At 40.6% G+C, this 23,809-nt stretch carries 18 protein-coding genes and 1 pseudogene; 1 reads left to right on the forward strand and 18 read right to left on the reverse strand.

What is annotated here, in order from left to right:
* Positions 1-6 precede the first annotated feature (6 nt).
* The 18 genes and pseudogenes from G4D54_22810 to G4D54_22895 form a co-directional block, all read right to left on the reverse strand.
* On the reverse strand, positions 7-1,767 hold the full coding sequence (locus tag G4D54_22810) for a hypothetical protein (protein ID QJA05070.1): 1,761 nt from the start codon (positions 1,765-1,767) through the stop codon (positions 7-9).
* A 91-nt stretch (positions 1,768-1,858) separates the two neighbouring features.
* Complete coding sequence (locus G4D54_22815) at positions 1,859-3,139, reverse strand: hypothetical protein (GenBank protein QJA05071.1); 1,281 nt, start codon at positions 3,137-3,139, stop codon at positions 1,859-1,861.
* A gap of 51 nt (positions 3,140-3,190) precedes the next feature.
* Entirely contained in the window at positions 3,191-3,517 is a 327-nt protein-coding gene (locus tag G4D54_22820; protein QJA05072.1) for a hypothetical protein, read from the reverse strand.
* Positions 3,518-3,678: 161 nt separating this feature from the next.
* On the reverse strand, positions 3,679-5,595 hold the full coding sequence (locus G4D54_22825) for a PRD domain-containing protein (GenBank protein QJA05073.1): 1,917 nt from the start codon (positions 5,593-5,595) through the stop codon (positions 3,679-3,681).
* A gap of 679 nt (positions 5,596-6,274) precedes the next feature.
* Positions 6,275-7,228: a mannose-6-phosphate isomerase gene (locus tag G4D54_22830; protein ID QJA05074.1), complete on the reverse strand. Its 954-nt coding sequence runs from the start codon at positions 7,226-7,228 to the stop codon at positions 6,275-6,277.
* Between the two features lie 94 nt (positions 7,229-7,322).
* The gene (locus G4D54_22835) at positions 7,323-7,688 is read right to left on the reverse strand and encodes a GNAT family N-acetyltransferase (protein ID QJA05075.1); all 366 of its coding nucleotides are present in this window, start codon (positions 7,686-7,688) and stop codon (positions 7,323-7,325) included.
* 715 nt (positions 7,689-8,403) lie between these two features.
* A pseudogene (locus G4D54_22840) lies at positions 8,404-9,849 on the reverse strand (glycoside hydrolase family 1 protein).
* Between the two features lie 13 nt (positions 9,850-9,862).
* Entirely contained in the window at positions 9,863-11,704 is a 1,842-nt protein-coding gene (locus G4D54_22845; GenBank protein QJA05076.1) for a transcription antiterminator, read from the reverse strand.
* A gap of 20 nt (positions 11,705-11,724) precedes the next feature.
* The gene (locus tag G4D54_22850; protein QJA05077.1) at positions 11,725-14,886 is read right to left on the reverse strand and encodes an amidohydrolase family protein; all 3,162 of its coding nucleotides are present in this window, start codon (positions 14,884-14,886) and stop codon (positions 11,725-11,727) included.
* 2 nt (positions 14,887-14,888) lie between these two features.
* Complete coding sequence (locus G4D54_22855; GenBank protein ID QJA05078.1) at positions 14,889-16,184, reverse strand: PTS sugar transporter subunit IIC; 1,296 nt, start codon at positions 16,182-16,184, stop codon at positions 14,889-14,891.
* Between the two features lie 2 nt (positions 16,185-16,186).
* On the reverse strand, positions 16,187-16,489 hold the full coding sequence (locus tag G4D54_22860) for a PTS sugar transporter subunit IIB (protein QJA05079.1): 303 nt from the start codon (positions 16,487-16,489) through the stop codon (positions 16,187-16,189).
* Between the two features lie 6 nt (positions 16,490-16,495).
* The gene (locus G4D54_22865) at positions 16,496-16,807 is read right to left on the reverse strand and encodes a PTS lactose/cellobiose transporter subunit IIA (GenBank protein ID QJA05080.1); all 312 of its coding nucleotides are present in this window, start codon (positions 16,805-16,807) and stop codon (positions 16,496-16,498) included.
* 240 nt (positions 16,808-17,047) lie between these two features.
* Positions 17,048-17,695 carry an HAD family phosphatase gene (locus G4D54_22870; GenBank protein QJA05081.1) on the reverse strand — a complete coding sequence of 216 codons (648 nt, stop codon included), beginning with the start codon at positions 17,693-17,695 and terminating at the stop codon, positions 17,048-17,050.
* Positions 17,696-17,740: 45 nt separating this feature from the next.
* Complete coding sequence (locus G4D54_22875; protein ID QJA05082.1) at positions 17,741-18,055, reverse strand: septum formation initiator family protein; 315 nt, start codon at positions 18,053-18,055, stop codon at positions 17,741-17,743.
* A gap of 397 nt (positions 18,056-18,452) precedes the next feature.
* Positions 18,453-19,046 (reverse strand): SIS domain-containing protein, encoded by a 594-nt coding sequence (locus G4D54_22880; GenBank protein ID QJA05083.1) that lies wholly within the window; start codon positions 19,044-19,046, stop codon positions 18,453-18,455.
* Positions 19,043-20,218: a pyridoxal phosphate-dependent aminotransferase gene (locus tag G4D54_22885; protein QJA05084.1), complete on the reverse strand. Its 1,176-nt coding sequence runs from the start codon at positions 20,216-20,218 to the stop codon at positions 19,043-19,045. The genes G4D54_22880 and G4D54_22885 overlap by 4 nt, the downstream gene beginning before the upstream one ends.
* The gene (locus G4D54_22890) at positions 20,215-21,789 is read right to left on the reverse strand and encodes a PTS transporter subunit EIIC (protein ID QJA05085.1); all 1,575 of its coding nucleotides are present in this window, start codon (positions 21,787-21,789) and stop codon (positions 20,215-20,217) included. Before G4D54_22890 ends, G4D54_22885 begins: the two co-directional genes overlap by 4 nt.
* Positions 21,790-21,946: 157 nt before the next feature.
* Positions 21,947-22,780 (reverse strand): PRD domain-containing protein, encoded by an 834-nt coding sequence (locus tag G4D54_22895; GenBank protein QJA05086.1) that lies wholly within the window; start codon positions 22,778-22,780, stop codon positions 21,947-21,949.
* Between the two features lie 501 nt (positions 22,781-23,281).
* Between G4D54_22895 and G4D54_22900 the strand changes: the two genes are divergently transcribed.
* Positions 23,282-23,752 carry a PTS glucose transporter subunit IIA gene (locus G4D54_22900; protein QJA05087.1) on the forward strand — a complete coding sequence of 157 codons (471 nt, stop codon included), beginning with the start codon at positions 23,282-23,284 and terminating at the stop codon, positions 23,750-23,752.
* Positions 23,753-23,809 lie beyond the last annotated feature (57 nt).

Consider the following 23,809-nt stretch of genomic DNA (forward strand, 5'->3'; position numbering starts at 1 on the left):
TGCCTCCTATGCCATATGCGGATAAGATACCTTTATTACCGCCAGCTTATCATGCAATGATGCTCCATATGGCCGAAGTATGAATTGGCCTACTGCCGCAGGGATAAAGGTTGCTTCCGCATAATGGATGACAAACGGTTCAAAGGTGCCGTCCAAACTTTCAATCAAAGCTTCTTCTCCTTCCACCAGGATCAGAATCTGAATTGCATCCTCACACTCCAGATGCAGAGCCTTCGTAAACCAGTACCGCTTGATATCCATCGGCTCATAATCAATCGGAGATGTATCATCACACTCCCAGCCATCTCCATGTGCAATCTGCGGCTGCTTTGCTATGAGATGATCATATACGAAATCACCTTGAAAATCTTCCTGAATACAATGCTGTCCGTGATCAATATTCACCGGACGCGGACGTCCGTCATAGTCCACTCTTCCCCAGTCGAATAATTTAAAGGTTGCATATGTATACTGATCGATTTCCAATACGCAGGTGCCTTCTGCGGAGCTATGAACAGTTCCACTCGGAATAAAAACATGCTGATGTTTCTTTACAGGGATACGATTCACATATTTCGCAGCATCGAATTCTCCGCTTTCTTCAGCTTTCTTCAAATCGCTGACCATATCCGCCACCTTCGTACCTTCCTTTAATCCGAGATAAACCGCAGAACGCTCTGTTGTATCCATTATATAATAACTCTCATGATGTCCTGCTCGAGCATTGAAAACAGGAATACCATAGGAAGCAGTCGGATGTACTTGCAATGACAGATTACCGCCTTCCCATGTATCCAGATAATTGATGGTTAAAGGACAGCGATATCCCCATTTATAATAGATACTCGCACCGAGAATACGCTTTGGTTCATAATACAGCATATCCTGAGCATCAATAGAGAAGATGCCGTTTTTTAATTTATAGGTGACCTTCTGCATACTCATATGACCTGTCAGCACCCAGCCGACATTGGGCCAATCCTTACACACACCGAGAACCTTCTGTGCCCATTTGCCTCCCCATATGGCTTTAGTAAATTGTGGCACCAGCTGAAACGGTCGGGATGAAGCGTGCTTTATCAGCGTTTTTACATCACTATTACGCAGCATGACGGGGTGATCTGCATCATCTAAGTTCAAAACGTAATCGGCTTTCTGCAAGCAGGCCGTTTTATGCGGGGCAAGAATCGTGTGATCCAAGAATATATAGCGCTTCTGCTTTTTCAAAAACTCTTCATCCGCATTCTCTGCTCCCCAGTTATCCCCTCCTGCCGCAAACCGTGTCATAACTGCTTCAAATGTGAAATTAGCATACAGTAATACATCCGGATGTTCGCATACGATTCCTGCAGCAACACCATAGATAATAATTAATCCGTCCTGTTTTCTGATTCTGTTTTTCAAATCCTCCAGTTTTTCTTTTGAAAAATATTCTTCTGCAGTACCGACAGCAAATGCTCCATACGAACGATCCTGCGGAACAATGAATTTTTCAAATTTTGTGAACAGCTCTGCTGCGGATAATAAAGCATCCTCGGTATGAATTATTTCATCCGGCTGCAGATCGGTGATGAGATTATCCAATAGGGCACTCTGATTCACGCCATGATAACAGTCTATCACGATAGTCTTCTTCTGCTGCTCCATCTGATTCAACTTTTGTTTTATCTCGTATCCTATTTCATCATAGCTGCTGAAACAATCAAACTGATTTGCTTCAATATAAGGATGTTGATTAAAGTTTGGCTCTCTTGTATCGTTATACATATCATTTTCCTCTTTTCCTCAAGTCTATAAAATCCTCCTCCATAACCTCCTTACAAAGCTCACGGGTGAAGGAGGATTCTTGATCCCAGTCTTAAATTTGTGCGATTCCAAACAGCTGAAGAAGCATACGGACAAAGCCTGCAAGAATAGAACCACCCTCATCCCAGCATGTCAGTAAAGCTCCGTTGCCTACCGTATCAGCCATAAGTCCTGACTTTTCAATTCCCATAGTGATCGCCGGCGCCATCCATGTAGCTATATAACTGATTAAAACAAGATACAGCGTAGTACAAATGACACAATGAACCATATTTCCCCTGGCATAAGGTGCAACTCCTCCCACGATATAAGGCAGGGCTGCCAGTGATGCAATCGGGATGAATCCTACTCCCGGAAGAAGCAGACACAGAACGATCATAATCGGAACCTCAATCACAAAGGTTGCCATAACGGAAGGATCTCCAAGAAGGGTCGCTGGATCTACTGCAATATATAAATCCCTTCTGCCTTTGAACTTCTTTTTCATCCATGTCATGATACAGGTCGTTACCGGTACAATACCCTCACATACAAATGCCGCCATTTTAGGAAATAAAGCTAGTGTGGCTGCCAGAGTTACAGAGCATTCCAATATTCCTGTAATATCAAAGCCGGCGCACAAGCCCAGTACAAGACCAATGATTGCCCCAAGCACGATCTGTTCACCGAAAATACCAAACCGGTCCTGAATATCCTCGGCAGAGAACTTAATCGAATTCAAACCGGGTATTTTATCAATTACCTTCATGACGATACAGGTAAACAGTCCGGCCATAGTTGCGGAAGAAGCAATACAGCAGACGCCCGGTGTATTGTTGAACTCCTGAAAACGCGGAGCAACAAAGTCGGCCAGCTTCAACAAGATGATCAAAACGATAACCGTTATAATCAGTGACAGAACATAATCATCCGTGATAGCATAAGCTATCAGTCCGACAAACAAACCGTGCCATGTATTGTGAATATCCACCCATAGAACCTTTGTCCATCCGAGTCCGATCATAATAATATCCAGAACAATGATGCAGGCCAAGGCAGGGAACAGCAGCTCTACATAACCGTAATAAGGGATAGCTCCATATCCGCCATCAATAACATTCAGCGTGATTCCCAATGTTGAGGCAATTCCTTCAGCGACACCCTGCATTTCCGTAACACAATAATTGATCAATAACGTGATTCCCGCAATACCCACCATAAAGCAGCAGCATGCTCTTACTGCATTTTTCATACCTCCCCGAAATACCACACACATAAGGCCCATAACAATTCCTGTAAACGCAGCCGTCGGAAGTGATGTGATAAACGTAACAATCGTTGTGAATATTTCCATAAACTTCTCCTCTCGATTTCTAGTTTTTGGTATTTTGTTTTATGATGTATATCAGCTGTTTTCTTTTTCGATGATTTCCTTCAGGTATGCTTCCACCTCATCAATGCATTTGATTTCATCCTCTTCATTCTGCATAACGAATGCGATTCCATTTACAACCGGAAACGCATGCTTCCTTGTATAATTCGTTGAAGATACCAGAATATCAATTTTATCGCTATAACGAGGTACATCATTTATAAGCCCATGCTCTATTTTAATTTGTTTTTTCACATCCCATCCCCGTTCCTTTAATCCCGATTTCAATCCCTCTGCTGCCATATAAGATGTTAATTTCCCCGCTCCGCAGCATACGAAGATAAAGTATTGCTTTTTCACTGTTCGCCAGCTCCTTTCTCTGTAATCATCCGCAACAAAATATCCAAAACATAAGATTCTTCGGCTGTTGAAGCAGTAGCCGTCCTGATCTTATAATTTCATTTTACATTCTACGTGATGATCTGCCGCCTTAACTTTTGCCCTAACATTGTGGCATATTCCTAACCGATAAGCTGTTCTATTACTGTTTCATAAACAGGATTCTCTAAAATCCTTTTTACTGCCTCTCTATTCGAAAATAAACGAAATGTCAGTGTATTCAGATTTTTTATTTTCTCTTCCTCCACATAGCCTTTTCCATAGGAAATCACAAATACGATGCGCACTCTTTTTTCGCTCCACTTCACGGCATCCTTCAATACGGATACAGAAATAAAGGTTTCCTCTGTACATGCTTCCATCGGATGTGGAAATGCAATGAAATTCCCATAATCTGTCGGATATAGATTTTCCCTCTCCAATATTTTTTCCTCAAGCATACCGATTGGTTTATCATAATGCTTCTGCATACGGCAACAAATGTTATGAATTACCTCCTGCCTTGTCTTTCCTTCCACACAATTAAAAAACAGCTCCTTCTTATAAAACTCCAGAAGGGAGGAATCATAATCGTTATGGATTAGGATATCCTTTACCTTATACAGGTCATTCTTGGTAAGATAAGGATTGATATAATATATATGCTTTCCTTTCACATCAATTGGGATGGTTGAAAATATAAAATCATAAGAATCCAGATTTTCCTGAGTAAAATTGTGCATATTTCTCATTTCTATGCTACTGATAAAAGGCTCGAATTCTCTCATAAACTTAAATGCGAGCAGCTGTGAGCTTGCCCTTCCTGCAGAGCAAATAATGAGGATGCGTTTCTTGTGTTTAAACTTCTCTTCTTCTCCGGTAAAAAGCTCGATGAACGGGGTGATATAGGCGATTTCATCCTCGGTGATCAATTTGGCGTACTGATCCTGTATGGCAGCAAAAGCATACGATGCCATCGCATAGCTTAACGGATACTTTTCCTTTATATCCAATTTTTGTGGATTTGTAATCGGGATATTGTATTTCATTCGTATATCGAAGGGAATCAAATGTGTGTAAAGTGACATACGAAGCTCCAGATTGCTTCTGAGATCTACGCCGAATTCTTTATAAATGCCCTCCAGCATTGTACTGACCTTTTCCTGTATGTGAACCGGTATAATCATCGTTCCGGAAAACTGATTTTTCGTAATCATCGTTTGCTGACTCTGAAATAAAATGGCAAGAAAAGAAAACTCCGCACTGTATTTTTCTTCTGCTATCGTGATTCCCATAGCTTCCAGAGCCTTTAAAATCTGATCCGTCACAACAAGTGTATTATCATCAATATGATCTACTTCCTCACGGTCATAATCCGTATCTATATAGAAACCGGAGAGAATCCGCTGTGTAAATACGAATACAGAAACAACCAGCTTATCGAAGGCTGCGGAGTAAATTGTAATTTCGGTATTTCTCTGAATTATCTTTTTTAACATATCCTGAATCACCTTGATTGTAATCGGATTTTGCGACTCATAAAAGTAGACATCCTTTTCAATCAGGGAATTCATAAGGCTTCTTTTATCCTGTTCCTTTCCCGCAATCATGATTCCATTGTGGGATTTCCTCACCAATGTCAGATTATACTCCTCCAGCATACCTTCGATCTCACGCATCGTATTACTGATAGAAGTCCGGGAGATATACAGCCTTGCTGCGATTGTTTCCATCACAATACAGTCCCTTTGATTCAGCAGGATACTTAACACCCCAAATGCACGCTCCTGTGGATTTTCCGGAACTGCCTGCTTAGCTTCCGTAAAATTTTCTAAGAACTCCTTGAATTTCACATTGTTATGTACACGTAATTTATATCCGTAATGCGGTCGTGATTCAATACATCCGACCTTCTGATATACAAGCATTTTATTGATATCGGTAATACGATTACGAATTGTCTTTATACTTATTTCACAGCTTTCAGAAATATCCCTTGCTGTCACATATTCTTTTTCATTCAGTGATTTTAATATCTCATATGCTTTGCTCCTATCCATGATAAACCTCCCTGAACATAAAATAGATGTTTCTATTTTGCATAGTGTTTATGAAAAAGAGAATTCAATTTCTATTGATGAACACATTAGTTATGAATTCCCTATTTCAGTTTGTACCCACAAATGAGTAAGAACCTAAAACCGTATGACATCCTATCTTTTTTTATTTATATATTTCCGATAAGTTTTTAAAGCTATCGCCCATATATGAACTGCTATAAAACAAAATATCAAACTTATGCTGATATATATGAGGAATACAGATACACCAGTCACTCTGTCCAGATATAAATAAAGCAGAATCAACAATAGGACAGAGAGTATTACACATTTGATAGACTGAATACAGGAAGAGTCATAGATAAGCTTCATAAAATTATTTTTTTTCGGAGTCCAGCTTGAAACCGGCATCTTCTTTAAGAAGAGGATCCGAAAAGAAATATCATACGTAATATAGAAACCGGCTGCTACCATAACAGAAAGGACAGCTGTGATATCCAGACAGGTATACAATACAAGGAATACGGCAAATGTAATAATAAATCGCAACAGAAAGAAGCTGAGCTTTATGCGATATTTTCCATCAATTTCATATGTTTTCCTTGTTATAAAGTCATAATATATAAATATCTTTACATCTGCTTTATCAAATTCCGTAGTTTTTCGCTTTCCGATATTCCTAGCCATGACAACAAATGATTTCCATATCCCCCTGTAATACAAATTCTTTACAAGCGTTTGTCAGCATGAAGCTTTGTCCCTCTCTCACCTCAATGTCATTTATGGTTCCCTTCCCATAAATCACAAAGCATCCGGCAAAAGGTTTCTTTAAAGGGATACAGCCGGTACCCTTTACCTTATACAGCCATGCAGAGTAATTACCGTTATCGGCCATAAACCGTTCTGTTACACTGCCATATTCGCTGATAACCTCATTGTATACAACTGGTTGATCCGGTACCAAAAGATTTTCTTTTGCTTTCTCCATATCCAGCTTACGCGGCTTTCCATTGCTATCCAGCCGATCGTAGTCATAAAACCGATAGGTAACAGGACTCGGATTGCATATTTCTATAAAATAGCTTCCCTTTTGCACGGCATGAAGTGTTCCTGCATTGATAGCATAAAATGAGCCAGGCTTAACAGGATGTCTAACCATTAGCTCCTCCCAGGCTCCCCTTCTGATATACTCGTCAAATTCTTCCATCGTTTTCGCTCTGCTTCCGAATACAACCGTGTTATTTTCAACAGTTTCCGGAAAGTACCAGCATTCAGATTTTCCATGAGCATGCAGATGCTCCATAGCCCAGTCCTCTCTCGGATGAACCTGTACGCTTAAATCCTCCGATGCCCAGCACGCTCCCATAGAAATCGCCATCATATCCTTCCATTTCCGCTGATCGGCAGAACCGAAGTAATCAGGATGATGTTTATAAAGCCATTTTAAGCTTCGTCCTTTATACTCACCATTTTGTATCGTGCACTCTTCAGAGAAGCCTCCGCCAAACGGACACCGATCAATATCATACCCATCCGCCATTTCCAAATGATATCTTCTGGTCAATGTACCATCTCCCCAGATTGCTTCCATGGAGATAGGCGGAAGCTTCAGCAGTAAAATATGTTCCATCATATTTTACACCTCCTTCTATTTTATTTTAACAGCTTCACCTCCTGATAGAATCCAAAGAAAGGGAACAATATTCCGACATATTCCTTACATAGAATCATAGCTCGAGTTGATATTTATATTTATGAGAACATCCGTCTTTTATCTCGGAAACAAGCATACCGCCGATCCTTTTACATAGTTTGTTTGAATATACATTATCCTTGTCAACCATGATATATATTTTGTTCAGATGCTTAGATTGCAATATGGCTATCAGCTTATGACAGGCAGTCGTTGCATATCCGCGATGTTGATATTCCTCCAGAATATGATAACCCAGATTACCGAATCGGTTGATTTCCTTTGTGCCGATATATACGTACCCATCGCCACACAAAAGATCATCGAGATAAAATTCATATCCTATATACTCTTCCTCACAAATATAACGGTGCCATTTTTCTTTTAAAGTCAATGTCATAGCTTCAGCTCCTTTTCAATATAGTAACATATACAAATTCAAAATAGAGGAAATTTATCCGATATGACACGTTCAATGAAATTATTATTTGTCTGGCTGCTGTTTTTTTACATTTTATGGAAGTATATCCAGTAAATAAATTCTTATCGTTCATTCAAACATATGAAATTATATTTTTTATTTTACAAGCAGCCTTTTTCCATATTAGAAATTCCATAAAAGATAATAACGTCATTTTATATATGGGAGAGACTAAATGTTTTTATCAGTGATTATGATAATTTTTTTCTTATTTGAAAAGCATTAAAAGATTTTGGCCTATTCAAGAGCTTATCGAGACAGCCTTGGTTTTGTTAAAGGTATAACAGCTGATCGAACGTTGTCTGTAAGTAAAATGAAAATAACCTGTCCTTTCGCAGATATCTTCTATTGTTTATGATAGATAAGGTAATCGTCTAACTGCAAATATTATAATAAAGTAAGAACTACTGAAAAGGGCTGGTCGTTTTTGTGTGTGCCTGCATGCACACAACATAATGGATAGATTCAGCATTATATTGCTCTGCTATATCACTCATATATATTGGATTTTACATACTGTAAAAGCATTATTCTTCTTTGTAAACTATCGTGTAACACACAAAAACATGACTTTACGAAAAGTCATGTTTTTTCCAATGCTATATCCTTTCATAAGATCGGCAGCTTAAATGGATTAAATAGACTGAGAGTCATTTTCCAGTCCCTCTTCCCCATTGGATTCCATTACACGCTTATACCATGCAAAGGAATCTTTTTTATAGCGTTTTTTGCTGCCGCTTCCATCATCATTGATATCCACATAAATAAAGCCATAGCGCTTGCTCATCTGACCGGTGCTGGCGGCTGTAATATCAATACAGCCCCAGGATGTGTAACCCATAACATCCACACCGTCTTTGATTGCTTCTCGCACCTGAATCAAATGATTTTTAAAGTATTCTATACGGTAATCATCATGTATCTTTCCATCAACCAGCTCATCATGCGCACCAAGACCGTTTTCTACAATCATCAGTGGAATCTGATAGCGCTCATAAAGCTGATTCAGAATAATACGCAGGCCAACCGGATCAATCACCCAGCCCCAGTCGCTGGCTTTCAGATAAGGGTTACGGAGAACTCCCAGCATGCGCTCATCCTCTGTCAGATCACTGACCTTTTCCGGATTTAACGGAGTCACTCTTGAATAATAGTAGCTGAAGGAGCAGAAATCAACGCATCCCTGTGCAAGGATTTCAGCATCACCGTCCTCCATAACTATTTTAACTCCCTTTTCTTCAAAGAAACGATTTGCATAGGATGGGTACGCTCCACGTACACATACATCGGTATAAAGGAAAATCTCATGGTTCGCTTCAATGCTTTCCATAACATCCTCTGGTTTGCATGTATTGGCATAGCTTGGAATCGCATTGATCATACAACCGATTTTCATTTCCGGATCGATGCTGCGTGCCAGCTTTACTGTCAGTGCGCTTGCAACCATCTGATGATGTGCTGCCTGAAACATGATCTGTTCCTTATGCTCCCCTTCTTCAAATTCAAGACCTGCCGCATACCATGGAATAACACTGCAGAAATTGATTTCATTAAACGTGATCCAGTATTTTACTTTTCCTTTATAGCGTTCAAACAGTGTTTTCGCATACTTTACATAAAGATCAATCAGAATACGATTTCTCCATCCGCCATATGCCTCTACCAGATGCAGTGGAAATTCGTCATGTGAAATGGTAATCAGCGGCTCGATATCGTTTTTCAGAAGCTCATCAATCACATTGTCATAAAACTGCAGACCCTTTTCATTGGGCTCCTCCTCCACTCCGGTTGGATAAATTCTTGTCTATGCAATCGACATGCGGAAGCACTTCATACCCATCTCCTTAAACAGTCTGATATCCTCCTTATAGGTGTGATAGAAATCAATACCGCCATGGGAAGGATAAAATACATCCGGCAGAATCTTATGATCCTTTGGTACCGCCTCTCTGCTGCCATGTGGAAGAATATCCACAATGTTTACACCCTTGCCATCCTCATTCCATGCCCCCTCAAACTGATAGGCACTGGTTGCGCCACCCCATAAAAACCCTTCCGGAAATTGTTTATCTTTTTTCATTATATCTCTCCTCTCATGTACTATGTATTTTCTTCATAAATGCTGCATAGCTGTCACATTCCAATACCTGTGCAAATCGAACAGGATCATCAAATACATTCAGTATCAGATCATACAGCTTTGGAACCTGATCAAAGCTCTTGTGCAAAGCAAACATCAGTACAATGTTCACTTCAAAGCCATCCCATATAACGGGCTTCCTCAGCAGTGCGACAGCGATGCCGTTTTTCTTTGCTGTTTTTTTCGTTGTATGCGGAATTGCATATCTTGCACCAAAGCAGGTAGGTGCAATTGCTTCTCTTTCATAAATCTGTTCCTGAAAATCGGCGTCCACATACCCCTGTTCGTCGAGTAAGCTGCAAAGATAGGTAATCACCTCGTCCTTGGTAGTAAGCTGTGAGGGAATACAAAACAGATCCTCCATGAAATAATTATGGATCATGATATTTTCATAAGACTTTTTAACGCGGACACTCTTTACAATACGCTCAATTTTCTCATATTCATCATCCTGAAGATAATTATCAAGCTGAAAGACAGGTACTCCCATTTGCTCACTGGTTGAGACCATTGTCACAATAATATCCGGCTTCTCGGTATAAAGCGTTTTAAAATCAAACATGGAGAAGCAGCCGATCATCTCGACATCTGTTAAAGCCTGTAATCTCTGCTGTATGATATGTGTTACAGAATTTCCATACGGATTGATCAATGCAATACGGACAATGGAGGTCTTTATACTTTTGATACCGTTCATAATATGCAAGGCGATAAAGCTGATTTCGTTTTCATCCAGAACATAGCCTGTTTGTTCCTGAAAGCGTATCGCTATATATGCTGCGATATCATATATAAGAACAAAGCTCTGCTTCAGCTCTGACAATAATGGATTTTTTATCAGCATACCATGCTTACAGCGGTTTCTCAAATTTTGAAGATGCAATGCCAGATTATCTATAAGATCCTGATTTTCAGTAAAATTGATACTGTAAATATCATAAATTTCCCTCAATACTTCATGCAGAAACTGCATAACTCTCACATCATCCTGTCCTGCATTTCGTTTTTTGAACAATGCGCAAATCTGCTGTGTACCCTCTGCAGTGAATTGAATACGCATTCTTTCCCTTATCGCTTCAAGTAACGGCCTACAGTCCTGATCACATATCGAAGCACGCTCCTCTTCCATGCATATATAAGAGGTATTACTGATATACATCAGCATATGCAGCAGGATGGAAAACAGATTAAAATCAGAAACAGCAAGCTGCTGCCTGTGGATAAACTCCATCAGTATCTCAGAAAGCCGATAGACATCCACATTTTCAAAATAACGATCCAATATTCCAACATCAAAGCGCTGATCCTCACTTTCCTCCAATAGGAAATAAGTCAAAACCCTTCGTTTTTCTATATCATCACAATTCAGAAAGAGATGATTTTGTTTTCTTGTAATCCTCAGTGTCCGAAATTCCTTCTGTATGCGTTCATTCAATATCCGTATATCCTTATTCAGTGTAGAGGGGCTGATATAAAATCTATCCGCAAGCTCATAGTAATCCACATGCTCATTGAATAGAATTTCCTTCAGTATTTTTATATCTCTTCTCCCCTCATCACCAACAATATACTTCTGCCTGATCCAGGCATCCTTATCACGCACTACATACCCTTTTCCTTTCAGAGAAGATATCATGCAGGCTTTTGATTTCCTATTGATTTCTGCTATTTCTCCGTGTATTGTTTTCTCACTGACCTTTAAAAGATTGGCAAGTGTCGCTGCAGTACAATATTCGGATTCCTTCAGTAGTATATCAACCATCTTCATTTGTCGTTTCGACAGACTGATCTCCATGATATCTCTCCCTTTCCATGTTATCGTTTCCAGGTAAATGCGTAATCGTGATTCATCAGATATGGTGTATAATAGGCAACCATACTGGATAACGGCAGGATATCCTCATGCAACTGAATACCGAGAACATCCTGTATATATGTTCTTCTTTTCAACATGCGCTCCCAGCTGTTTGGATACTGCTTTTTGATTTCCTCTTTCAATACCGCATCCGCAAGAACAACGCCGTTTTCACAGCAGCAGCCCGGATATCCTTCTACAGATGGAATGATATCAATCTGTAAAAGCATACCGCTTTTCAGCTTCAGCCTTGAACCTTCGTAAATCGGGCTACTTAGCCATTCCTCATCCGCAGTGAGGTGTCCGGGATTCAACTTCCAGCGGAAAATATCCTTTGGCAGAATATCATCAACCAACTCATATACCTCTTTCCCCTCCATACCGATATGGAGATGCTCAAGCCATGTGCAGACAGCTGCGAAATATGGTTTTGCGATTTTCTCTTCATAATCTCTTACTGCGGAATCAAGGTCTTCTCTTTCATAAGCGGCAAATGCTGCTCTGCTGGCAAGACCGCCCTTGTACCCGACGGTTAGTGATATTCTCTCTCCTGTCTGTATCGGCTTGTTCATAGGATACAGATTGGCTTTTTCAAAGCGTGTCCCGCTGGAACAGATGGTCACAACATTGTGTATCTGACCTTCGGATTCCAGCAATCCTCCGATTTCAGCTTCTGTTTTTCCCGGCTCCAGAGCAAGCATCGCCCGCTGAAGACCTCTTGCTGCAAGGATTTGTCCATACTCATAATGTGCAATTTCATTTGCATTATTGACCGTTCTTGCACCATCCTTTGGAGAGATGAATATATCCGTTGCATTGCTTATCTTCACTTCACAAGCTTTCAATGCTTCAAGAATGTAATAGGGTATGTCAAACAGCTCTTTCTGTAAACGGTAGAAGCCTTTCCATCCAACCACACCGAGATGCATACCGTTCTTAACGCCTGCCTTAGCTAACACACTTTTTAGATCCTCTTCCTCCTGAAGCGGCTGGTCAGGCAGTGAGAAATAAGACATATGCAGACCCTTTGCAGGTATTCTTGCATGCTTGGATAATGAAAGGACCTCATTCCCCAGTAGAAGATATGCATCTTCATTTTTATGAAGAATCAGTAAGGCTTCTTCAAAACGCGGTATAAAACCAGTAAGGTATTCAAAATTGCCACCGTGCTCCACATCTGCATATACGGCAATACAGTCCAGTTTTTTCTCCTGCATTCGGTGAAGAATCTTTTGCCGTCTTTCCTGCATGGTTTCATCACTGAGCAATACCGGTTCTCCTGTCTCCTCCTTCGGAAACGGAATTTTATCTAAAACTACGTTTTCATAACGCTGATCCATGGTGATTCCCTCCTTTTTCACGACTGGTATTATTTTTTTCTCTTCTGTCATAACAAGTCCGTGGTCAGAAAGCTTCACGTACGGACATACAAGCAAATTCAATATTGTGATTCTGGATACCGGATTTTCCAAATAGCTGTTCCCCAGCTTATGAAAGGCCTCTGCCATTAGATCCACGTTTTGTGATACTGTTTCCATGCATTCCGTGCTCATCAGTCCGGCAACAGAAAGAGCCAGAGATGCAAGAATATTTCCCTGTGAAACTGCACAGAAGCCTCCATGCATATTCATAACCTCCTGTACGGCCAGATACCCGTTTTCAGGTGTATCATAAACCACACATACATTATGACTGTCATGAGAGATACTACTGGCAACAGCACCATGATCAATACCGAAATTCTCGACGATACAAACCTTCCTTTGTGCGCGTCCATAGCGGTTGAATACTGCGGCATACATTTGTTTTTTATCCTTTTGAAGCAAAACCCTTCCATCCTGTATCGGGCATATACGTGTTTTCAGATGGGATGTAGCTATATATTCAGATGCAAAGCTTAGGATATTCAGCTGTGCATACGGACCCTTTGCTTTGATAAGGAAATCCTCCTGCTTCAGGACCTGCATTTGGATAGTATTTCTGCTGTTCAACTCGCGGGTATAAGAGGATAAAACAATTGGCGATGTCAGCTGTTCCTTCTTGCTGACAAGCTTCCCTTCAAAGAATACTGCATGCACCTGCAGATCCTCCACATTATTCAACAGCACCAGATCGGCTGCATATCCCGGAGCAATCGCACCGAGATGCTTACATCCGCTTTCCTGTGCCACACGGTAGCTCGTTGATAACAGGGCTTCCTCCACAGGCATTCCAAGAGATACGGCTTTTCTTACCACATGATCCAGATGTCCGTATTTTCCGGTGACATTACAGCGTCGGTCATCCGTACAGAAGCATATGCGGCTGTAATCATTAAATTCTTTGCAGACATCCAGAATCTCTTTCATACGCCCCTGTGTGTTAGCCTCTCTGATATCGATCCACATACCCTTTCTGTATTTATCAAGAGCCTCCTGTTTCGTTTTCACCTCATGATCGGATTGCGGTCCTGCATTTACATACGCACTGAGACGGTTCCCCTCCATAAGAGGTGCATGTCCCTGCAGATAGCCTGCATGCTTTTTAGCAGCAAGCAGCAAATCATGTATACGCTGTTCTCCCTGCAAAACTCCCTCATAATCCATCACCTCACCCAGTCCGGCTACACGCGGATGCTGAAAGAGTGCTGTATAATCCTTTGCGAACAGTTCAGCATTAGAAGATTCAAACCCCGGAAGGCTTGGAACACAGGATGGAAGTGTCAGCAGCATACGCATAGGGAGATCCTGTGAAGCAGCAAGCATATACTGAATACCTTCCACTCCCATTACATTTGCTATTTCATGGGCATCCTCCAGTACAGTCGTTGTCCCGTGCGGCAGAACCATAGCAGCATAATGTTCCGGTACAAGGAGCGAGCTTTCAATATGTGTATGTGCATCAATGAAACCCGGGCACAAAATTCCGTTCAGCTGTAATCGCTGCTTTGAAGGCAGTGCCAAATTCTTTTTGTTATATTCCACATGGGATATAAACCCGTCGCAGATGTAGACAGTTGCTTCCAGGAATTCTTTTGTAAATACGTTGAAGATGCGGCACCCCTCAATAGCCAGATCATTCTCTACATTTCCCAAAGCCGCTGCAATAAGCCGTTTTGTATCCTTTGGTTGAAACGCAAGCATGGTTATTCCTGCATTTCGTCCTGCTGTTCAATCAGCAGCTGCTGTTTTTCATACATTTTCATAAACGGAAAATATAACAGCATATCTATGACAATCAGAACAGCTACAAGAAAGACAGCCTTGAAATCCCCGGTGGAGAAATAGGCGCCGAAGATACTTGGCATATTGAAAGAAAGCATCGCATAGGTTTTTCCAATCAATCCTGTATTCAGACAAAGGAATGCTATAACTGCATTAACAACAGATACCAGAGAACATGGTATGAAGAAGATAGGATTCAGCATAATCGGAAGACCAAATGTAATTGGCTCAGATATTCCAAAGAATGCCGGTATGATTCCCACCTTACCAACGACTTTTAAAAGCTTCGATTTGGAGAAACACAGGATAATAGCAAGCGAGAGACAGGAACCGACACCTCCAATGCAGATGAAATATACCCAGAAGGCTTCGGTCAATATTGCTGTAGGCGCTATTCCTGCCGCAAGCTGTGCAGCATTCTCTGATATGTTCATCATCATAATCGGTCCCATCAGTCCCCAGAAGGTTGCATTATGGATTCCAAAGAACCATGCTGCATTGATAATAAAGGTCATAAGGAGAATAAACCACAAGCTGTCAGTCGCTTTGATTTGCGGCGCTATAACAGAGCTGAGCCACATGGCAAAGGTGGTATCCATGTTATGGAAGATGATAAACATTACCAGAAACAACGACATGATCAGGATTGCGATGGATAAGGAGGCAAAGGTTTCGGATAGGGATGCAGGAACACTGTCCGGCAGCTTGATGCGCCCAAAGTTTTTTGATTTAAGAAATCTGTAAATTTCAACCGTCACAATGGAAACAAAGATTCCTACCAGAAGACCTTTTCCATCCAGAAAGTTCAAATCGGTAAGAGATAGCCCATACTGCAGTTTTTCAATTCTCACTGCCAGCATGAATACTCCGAATACAGTGATAAAGTTTGGAATCAATTCCTCAATTTTATAATTCTTACACAGATAATGTGTAATACCAAGTGCAACATACAGTGTGATAAAACCAAGACTTAAAACTGAAATCCATGAGAACACATAGCTGTAATCTGCCACAAAGCCAGCCCATGCGAGCAGAAAACCGTTCGTTGTCTCTTTTGTGACAGGTGCTGCGGAAATAACAGCTGACAAGCCGCCGAACACCATGATTGGAAGGATTGTCATAAACGTATTACGCAATGCAAGCAAATGTATCTGTGTGCTTAGCTTACCAGAGAATTCAAGTACTTTCGCCTCTATTCTGTCCTTCATACTTTCCATTTTTATTTTCTCTCTTTCATAATTTTTTTAACATCATCAATTACACCCTTTGCATTCATCAATCCGTAATGTGACGGATTCATGCTTACAACCGGAACCGACGCATCAACAAACTTTTTGATTCGCGGGATTTCATGACGTATTTGCGGTCCAACCAGAATCAGATCACACCCCTCCAGGTAGTTCATGAAATCGCCATCACCGTATGCCTCAACATAACAGTAACCATCGGATTTCTCATTCATTTTTTTTGCCATCATTGCTGTGGACATGCCATTGTTACAAACCAGAATAATCTTTAACATGAAGTATCATCCTTTCGTTTCACTCATACAGTGAAATAACTCTCTTGTCATCTGATAAATGATTTCACTCGCCATCATCTGATCCTCCGCATGAACCATTAACAGACTGATCTGATCGAATTCCCCATTTGCAGATTGCTTCAGAATCCTGCTGTGTGCCCGCTTTGCTGTATAGAGATTTTCCTCGGCATCCTTGTACTGCTTTCTGCCAGCTTCTTTATCACCATCACGATAGCTTTGCAATGCTTCAAAGCACAGCGATCTTGCTTCCCCGCTATAGGAAATGATCTGCATCAGGGAAATTTCCAATTCTTCCATTGCTATGCCTCCTTTCATGTTCAGTATAGCACCGCCGGAATTTCTTTGTTTTCTTTTACTTCAGCTGCAAGAGGAAATAATGTAAAACTATGTATAATTATGCATAGAAGGCTGCGACTGCATGCTGATAATCAATACACAGAAAGAAACAAAAAAGCAGCCCGCCCCTGTATATCGGCTGCCGCTGCTTCTTCCCTGTCCGTATTCGTTTTTATTGCGTTTCTCTGTACATCTTTATATTTATACGATTTCTTTCAAATCGTCAAGACTTTTCAGTATATAATTGCACATTGCCTTTATTTCCTTAGTAGGCTGTACTTTATCCGGAATCATAACCACTGTGGTACCTGCACCAAACGCTGCCCGAACACCGTTTAGGCTGTCCTCCACTACAAGGCATTCCTGCGGTGAAAGATTCAGCTGCTGTGCAGTCTTTAGATATACATCAGGAGCCGGTTTTCCGTGTGTAATCATTTCATCACTGATGATAGCTTCAAAATAATGCTGAATATCCGCATTGTTCAAATTAAATTCCACATCCTCCGCTGAAGCACTGGTTGCCATTGCAATCGTATAGCCTTTTGCCTTCACGGTATCCAGAAGTCCCTTTACATCCCCCATGAGTGGTACACCATTTTTCAGCTTCTCTTCTTTTTTGAACTGTGTATGAAGACTACATGCTTCTTCCTGCGGCCAGTCCTTTGGCATATAGGAATCAAATACAACCTGCTGATCCTTTCTTGTTCTTCCAATTAGAGATAAAATAAATTCATCGCTTGTAGGAAGCTGAAGGGTTTCTCCCACCCTTTTCCATGCCTTCATGGAAATAGTTTCTGTATCAAAGAGTGTACCATCCATATCAAAAATTATCGCTTTCCAGTGTCTCATAGCTTTTCCTCCACATCAAAAAGCCCTATAGCTGTCTATAGGGACTTAATCATCATCGTCATTATTTTTAGCCGGCAGCTTAAACACCTGTTCTCCAGGCTTGCTGACCATGTACTTACCTCTGGCAAACCGCTTCACATATTCAGGATTTTCCAGATTCTGCTTTTCCTTGGAAAGATCATCCTTTTGATTTTCCAGAGAGTTAATCATCTCTTCAGAAGAAGTGATTTCATCCTTCAGCTTCATTGTCATCATCAAATCGGAGCTTGCGGCATAAATCAGGAAGCATGCAATGAAGATGGCAGCAAGACTCAAAAACGTCTTAAGCTTATTTCTTTTTTTCTTTTTATCCTTTGCCATGCACATCCTCCTTATTCGCTGTAACCATATTATAAGCAGAGAACAGAATTTTGACAAGGCTTTTTTCCTGCTTTATAATCTGGGTTTAAATAGTTTTATATAAAGTTTCATAAAGACTGCATTTTGAGATATACTATCTGCAGCAGATGGCTTTCATACCTTATTCAGCATGATTTTTTGCATAAGCTTTAGATGAGCAGAAATTTACCCCTTTCATGCGGAAAGCTTATCTATTTGTTCACCCTTATTTTTAACAAGAAATTTACCCCTTTCATAACGTTTTACATACTCCTGGTCCTTCAGCTTTCCTTTTTTTCGACAGCTCTTTTTCCGATGCTGCTCGTCTTGATTTACCATTGCTTATCAGGGTATCCTGATGTAAATCCATATGTATAGTTTATATGCAAGATTTGTCATCAAGCCGTTTTCCAAGACTTCCGCCGGGATGAAATTTATGAAAATCCGATGGATTGAATCCGCGTTTTTTGGAAATGGCACAGGCAATTGCATCACCAAGTACCAAAACCAGAGTTGTGGATGAAGTTGGTGCAAGATTGTATGCATCTGCCTCCGTCACCTTTGGATAAATCAGAGTTAGGTCACATGCTTTTGCCAGTATAGAATCCCTATTCGCACAGCAGGCCACTGTCATACAGCCTATGCTGTGCAGCGGCGTTAAAACCTGTATGACCTCCTGTGTAGTTCCACTGTTAGATATGAGAATTACGATATCCTTTTCCTCTATCATTCCAAGATCCCCATGAACACTCTCTGTAGCATGAACAAAGAATGAAGGTATACCAAGCGAAGCAAATGTTGCGGCAAGTTTTGCCCCTATATGTGCTGATTTTCCAACACCGCAGAATACCACCTTTCCCTTACATTCCTCTATTGCGTCCATTACTCTTTCACATTCCTGCAGAGACATAGCTGATAATGCATCCAGTGCTGTTTTTTCCTTTTCTATTGCTTCTATAAGATATTTTTTCATTTTAACCTCTCAATAGCGTCATATGTCTTTTTCAAACGACACAGACCATCCTCTACCTTGCTTCTCGAACAACCTACATGAAATCGAAGATGCTGTTTAGCTCCGTAGACAGTCCCGGACATGATAGCAACTTTCCCTTCATGAATGAGAAACTGCTGCATTTGAGCATCCGAAATACCAAGTTCATGAAAATCAATCCATGCGAAATAGCAGCCTTCGGGTATCTGAAATTTCAGCTTCGGCATATGCTTCTGTATATAGCTCTCTGTGTACTTAAGATTATCATATAAATAAGAGCATAAATCATCTACCCATTCCGCACAGTGTCGATATGCTTCTATGGTAGAAAGCACCCCCAGTATAGCTGGGGAATTAACAAACTCCGTATACCTCGTCATTGTTTCAAATGCCTCATAAATTTTGAAATCCGGAAGTATCACATAGGAACCTTGCAGGGAAGGTATATTGAATGTCTTGGATGGAGAGGAACAAATGAAACAACGACAGTCAGAAGCAAGCTTCAGTACAGGAATCCCTTTTTCCTTATACGTGATATCCATATGAATATCATCGCTGATTACTGTAATATCATATTTCTCGCAAAGCTGTAAAAGCTTTTGCAGTTCCTGTTTTTTCCATACTCTGCCTACAGGATTATGCGGGTTGCAAAGCAATAGAATGCGTGCTTCCTTGCATTTTTCTTCCACATCCTCAAAATCAATTTGATAATACCCTGCATTCTCCAGCAGTTCACTGCTGATCAGTCTGCGCTGATTATTTTCAATAACCTTATAGAAGGAATCATAGGCCGGTGTGAATACTAAAACACCGTCCCGAGGCTCACTGCATAGCTGTAGCAGCTTTGCTATGGAATACATAACGCTGGGACTGTAACAAATCCAGTCCTTGCTAATCATACAGTCATAGCGGCTCGCATACCAGTGAACAATTGCGGATAGATAGTCCTCATTTTTCCAGCGGCTGTAGCCGTATATCGGATGCTCAATCCGCTTTTTCAACGTATATACAAGGCTCTTTGGACATGCAATATCCATATCCGATATGGTGAACGGGAGAAGATTGTCTGTTCCGAAACGATCTTCGATATAATCCCATTGTGTACAAAAGGTTCCTCTTCGATCTATGACCGTATCAAATTCTGAGCCGCTCATGCCTGCTGCATCTCCATCGCTTTGTTTATTTGCTTACGTAAAGCATAAACCTGTGTACCCACAATCACCTGAATTGTATGCTCATCCAAATGCACAACAGCAATACCGCCTGCATTCTTAATTGCATCTTCATCAATCAGATTAACATCGTTTAATTCCAGACGCAGTCTTGTAACACAGTTATCAATGGAAACAATATTGTCCTTTCCACCCAGTGCTTTCAGCATCTGAATACCTTTATAGGATGAAAGTGCCGCAAAGTCATCCATATCCTTTGTATCCTCTTCACTGATAGCCATAACCTCTTCTCTCCCGGGTGTTTTGATATCGAATCGCTGGATAGACCATTTGAATATAAAGTAATACAGTGCAAAATAGAATGCCGCAAACGCAATAGCAATCGGCCAGCCAGTTCTGGTTCCACGCAAGACACCAAATGTTATAAACTGAATCAAATCACCGGTATAACCCATGAGCACGCCAAGATACGGCAGAACCATATTGGCAATACCATTTAATACAGTATGAACAAAAAATAGCGGAGGACACGCGAACAGGAATAAGAATTCAATAGGCTCTGAGATACCGCCAATCACGACAGTTAAAGCACCGGTTATCAGCAGACCTTTGATTTTCTTTCTATTCTGCGGCTTTGCGCAGCGATACATTGCCAACGCCGCACCACACAGTCCGTATTGAATCATCAGCTTGCCTTGTTCCATTTTGCCTGCCAAATCTAATGGAATATCCATATTATTAGCTACATAAGCAAGAAACATATTAACCGTTCCCATATATTCCTGACCATTGATAATAGCAGTTCCGCCAATTGGTGTAAAGCGGAAGGTACTCGTTACCAGATGATTCAAACCAAACGGAATTGTTACACGTTCAGCTACCGCATAGGAGAAATAACCAATCGGTCCGGAGGTGGATATCCATTCCCCAATCATCTTAAAGAAATTGTAAAACGGTTGCCAGAATAAAGGTACCGCTACCATGCCGAAAATTCCCATGATCACCAACATGGCAATCGGTGCCAGACGTGGCCCGCTGTAAAAACCTAGCGCCTCCGGTATTTTTACCTTTGATATTTTCGGATATAGCCAGAATACCATAAGTCCAGCAATAATACCGCCAAGAACGCTTGTATTATACGTCTGAATTCCCAGAATCATCCCCTGCCCTGCTTCTGTCATTTTATCTGCAGCAGCCAGTTGATCCGTAATTATCAGATAGAAGTTTGTACCGATATGCATAGCCATAAAACTAACAAGACCGGTAAATGCACCAAACTCTTTTTCCTCCTTGAGTAGTCCTAAAGGAATCGCCATCGCAAACAATACCCCCAGATTATTAAAGGCAAACAAGCCCATTGTTGTCATAAAGCTGAAAATTTTCTGCAGCACAGGATTACCTAGCAATGGAACCGCCTCTATCAGACTTGAATTTGTGAATGCCGATCCGATTCCCAGCAGCATACCGCACACACTCAGTAAAGCAATTGGAAACATAAAGGTTTTTCCCAGCATTTGAAAGAACTGCCAAAGACTTTTTTTCTTATTTTCCATACATTTTCTCCTTTTTATACATAACTATTTTTCTAATTCGTGTAGCTGATTCGCCTATATCATAAGTAGGATTTTATTCTTCCTGCTTACTGCACGAAAAAAAGACCCATATCTGCACCCTCGTCCAGATGATCAGGTCTTGCCTTTCGTAACAATCCTAATTTAATATTTTCAGTATATGTACCATGATGTAGAACAACTCCTGTCTGCCCAGCTCATAGTCATAATTATGCTTCACAAAACTTTTTATTCTTTCTAAACATGATTTCATTTCAGGATTCATTTCCAGCATCATACGATACATTTTATCATTGAAATCCTGTTTTATATGCGTGCGGTCAACTGTAAAAATCCGCTGTCCCAGATACTTCAGATGCATTGCAAGACGTGTTTGATCGAAGTCCTTCTCCTTCCAGTCAATATGCATCGTAACCTCAATAATATGTAGAATCTGTTTACTGAAGGTCAATATTTCTTCCGCACTGTTTTTGTGATCCTGACTTCTGGAATTGATGATATGCATGGCGATGAAGCCTGCTTCATCGAGAGGAAGGTGAACCCCCGTCTTCAAGGCGATATATTTCAATGCCCACACACCGATCTGATACTCCTTATGATACAGTGTTTTGATTTCCGGCAGCAACAGATTAGGAAGATGTATCCCCTGTTTTTCACGTTCAATAGCAAATGCTATATGATCCGTCAATAACAGCACCATCTGATTGTTTAAACCACCCTTGAATTCCTTAGATGCTTTTTTGAAGATGATTTCAGAAAATTCGAAGTATTCAACCGGTATATTTTCCAGCATCTGATAAAATCTTGTTCTTTGTGTATTCTCAATCAGATACCTCTTTTCGATTTTTCTTTCATCAATCTGATCTCCAACCGCCTTGTGAAATCCGATACCCGGACCGGTTACTATCATTTCAGTTTTATCCTGGGAAATCGTGGCCACGGTGTTGTTATTAAAAATTTTTGCAATTTTCATACTACTCTCCCTTTCGATAAAAAAAGGCCATCCCTGTCAGTCCCCCGACATCAATGGTCTTGCCTTTGCAGTAACAATCCTGTATCTGTCTTCATTATAAAGCGTTTTCAATATTTGTCAATACGTATTTTTTATTTCCATATTTTTCTATATACTCGACTATATGAATAAGCAGTTTGCTATTGCAACGCAGAAAGCATAGGAAAACAAGCTTAATTTATAAAGTGTTACTTCGTGTATTACAGTATATTTTTAGTATCATGATGACTATATGTGCTTACAGAAGAATAAGAAGTTTTTACATAGCAAGCATAAGGTTACTTATCCCTTGATTAAACAAGTGTCACATATACTATTTAAGATACCTTTTTCAAAAGATAGTTGACAAAAGGGCTGCTTGCTTTTATGATGAATATGTATTATTTAACATGTGACTGTTAAATCAGGCATGGGTCTCTGCGTGAGCTCATGTCTTTTTTTAGCAGCAGGAGGTAAATGAAAATGTTCACATTTAGAAGAAAAAAACAAAGGGAGCTTTACGCTCCTTTAAATGGATGCGGTATTGCTCTGGATGATGTCAGGGATGAAGTGTTTTCAAAAAGACTTATGGGGGATGGCTGTGCATTCCTTCCAGAGACAACGAGCGTATGTTCACCGATAGACGGTGATTTAATTCTTGTCGCAGATACGCTTCATGCTTTTGGTGTGAGAAGCAGAGAAGGAATTGAACTGCTGATTCATATCGGTCTGGATACCGTGAAGCTTCAGGGAAAAGGATTTCAGGCATTACAGTCTGTCGGTACAAGCATAAAGGCAGGTACACCGGTGATATCATTTGATTCTTCCTATCTTCATGATGCTACCCTCGATATGACAACGATGCTGATAGTTACGGATTGTGCAAATCTGAAAATCAAAGAGATTACAAAGGGGTATGTCAATACAACTGATCCCGTAATCATTATGGAATGATAATCATATATCGTTTTACCGATTCTTTTCTACTGGCATAAAAAAACTCTGCTTGTT

The sequence above is a fragment of the [Clostridium] innocuum genome (genome assembly GCA_012317185.1).
GTDB lineage: Bacteria > Bacillota_I > Bacilli_A > Erysipelotrichales > Erysipelotrichaceae > Clostridium_AQ > Clostridium_AQ innocuum.

What these genes read in the sequence shown, in the direction of transcription:
- G4D54_22810 (QJA05070.1), bottom strand. Translation starts at nt 1,767, where the DNA reads ATGTATAACGATACAAGAGAGCCAAACTTTAATCAACATCCTTATATT.
- G4D54_22815 (QJA05071.1), bottom strand. Translation starts at nt 3,139, where the DNA reads ATGGAAATATTCACAACGATTGTTACGTTTATCACATCACTTCCGACG.
- G4D54_22825 (QJA05073.1), bottom strand. Translation starts at nt 5,595, where the DNA reads ATGGATAGGAGCAAAGCATATGAGATATTAAAATCACTGAATGAAAAA.
- G4D54_22830 (QJA05074.1), bottom strand. Translation starts at nt 7,228, where the DNA reads ATGATGGAACATATTTTACTGCTGAAGCTTCCGCCTATCTCCATGGAA.
- G4D54_22835 (QJA05075.1), bottom strand. Translation starts at nt 7,688, where the DNA reads ATGACATTGACTTTAAAAGAAAAATGGCACCGTTATATTTGTGAGGAA.
- G4D54_22845 (QJA05076.1), bottom strand. Translation starts at nt 11,704, where the DNA reads ATGGAGATCAGTCTGTCGAAACGACAAATGAAGATGGTTGATATACTA.
- G4D54_22850 (QJA05077.1), bottom strand. Translation starts at nt 14,886, where the DNA reads ATGCTTGCGTTTCAACCAAAGGATACAAAACGGCTTATTGCAGCGGCT.
- G4D54_22855 (QJA05078.1), bottom strand. Translation starts at nt 16,184, where the DNA reads ATGGAAAGTATGAAGGACAGAATAGAGGCGAAAGTACTTGAATTCTCT.
- G4D54_22860 (QJA05079.1), bottom strand. Translation starts at nt 16,489, where the DNA reads ATGTTAAAGATTATTCTGGTTTGTAACAATGGCATGTCCACAGCAATG.
- G4D54_22865 (QJA05080.1), bottom strand. Translation starts at nt 16,807, where the DNA reads ATGGAAGAATTGGAAATTTCCCTGATGCAGATCATTTCCTATAGCGGG.
- G4D54_22870 (QJA05081.1), bottom strand. Translation starts at nt 17,695, where the DNA reads ATGAGACACTGGAAAGCGATAATTTTTGATATGGATGGTACACTCTTT.
- G4D54_22875 (QJA05082.1), bottom strand. Translation starts at nt 18,055, where the DNA reads ATGGCAAAGGATAAAAAGAAAAAAAGAAATAAGCTTAAGACGTTTTTG.
- G4D54_22880 (QJA05083.1), bottom strand. Translation starts at nt 19,046, where the DNA reads ATGAAAAAATATCTTATAGAAGCAATAGAAAAGGAAAAAACAGCACTG.
- G4D54_22885 (QJA05084.1), bottom strand. Translation starts at nt 20,218, where the DNA reads ATGAGCGGCTCAGAATTTGATACGGTCATAGATCGAAGAGGAACCTTT.
- G4D54_22890 (QJA05085.1), bottom strand. Translation starts at nt 21,789, where the DNA reads ATGGAAAATAAGAAAAAAAGTCTTTGGCAGTTCTTTCAAATGCTGGGA.
- G4D54_22895 (QJA05086.1), bottom strand. Translation starts at nt 22,780, where the DNA reads ATGAAAATTGCAAAAATTTTTAATAACAACACCGTGGCCACGATTTCC.
- G4D54_22900 (QJA05087.1), top strand. Translation starts at nt 23,282, where the DNA reads ATGTTCACATTTAGAAGAAAAAAACAAAGGGAGCTTTACGCTCCTTTA.